Annotated in this window: 1 protein-coding gene; it reads right to left on the minus strand. The window is 68.2% G+C overall.

Features of this window, described 5'->3' with window-relative positions; translation table 11 throughout:
- Positions 1 to 561: AMP-binding protein (locus H7I41_RS29200; RefSeq protein ID WP_264016149.1), on the minus strand; the 561-nt coding region annotated here is incomplete at both ends.

A 561-nucleotide genomic window follows, 5' to 3' on the forward strand; every position in this document is an offset into this window, starting at 1 on the left:
CCGAAGATCTCGCCGATCGAGACGTCGAAGCCCTGCGAGGCCACCTGCAGCAGTCGGTCGGAGTCGGAGACCTCGTACTCCGGCCCGAACCAGGCGAAGTACTCGGCGATCGGCCGGTGCGGCACCGGAACGCCCTTGGGCAGCCCGGTGGAACCGGAGGTGTAGATCAGATAGGCGGTGTTCTCCGGCAGCAGGGGGCGCAGCCGGTNGGCATCGGTGGGGTCGGTGCCGGGGTGCTCGTCCAGGTCGGTGGGCAGCGCGCGCAGCACGACCTCGGGGTCGGAGTCGGACAGGATGTAGGACAGCCGGTCCTCGGGGTAGGTCGGGTCGATGGGTAGGTACACCGCACCGGCCTTCACGATGCCCAGGGCGGTGATGACCAGTTCCGGAGATTTGTCCATCAGCACCGCGACCCGGTCCTCGGTGCCGATACCCTGTGCGATCAGCTTGTGCGCCAACCGGTTCGCGGTCTCATTGATCTCGCGGTAGCTGTAGTGGCGGCCCTCGTACACGACGGCGGTGACGTCGGGGGTCTCGGCGGCTTGGGCCTCGACCAGCGCG

Source organism: [Mycobacterium] manitobense (assembly GCF_025821665.1).
Taxonomy (GTDB): domain Bacteria; phylum Actinomycetota; class Actinomycetes; order Mycobacteriales; family Mycobacteriaceae; genus Mycobacterium; species Mycobacterium arseniciresistens.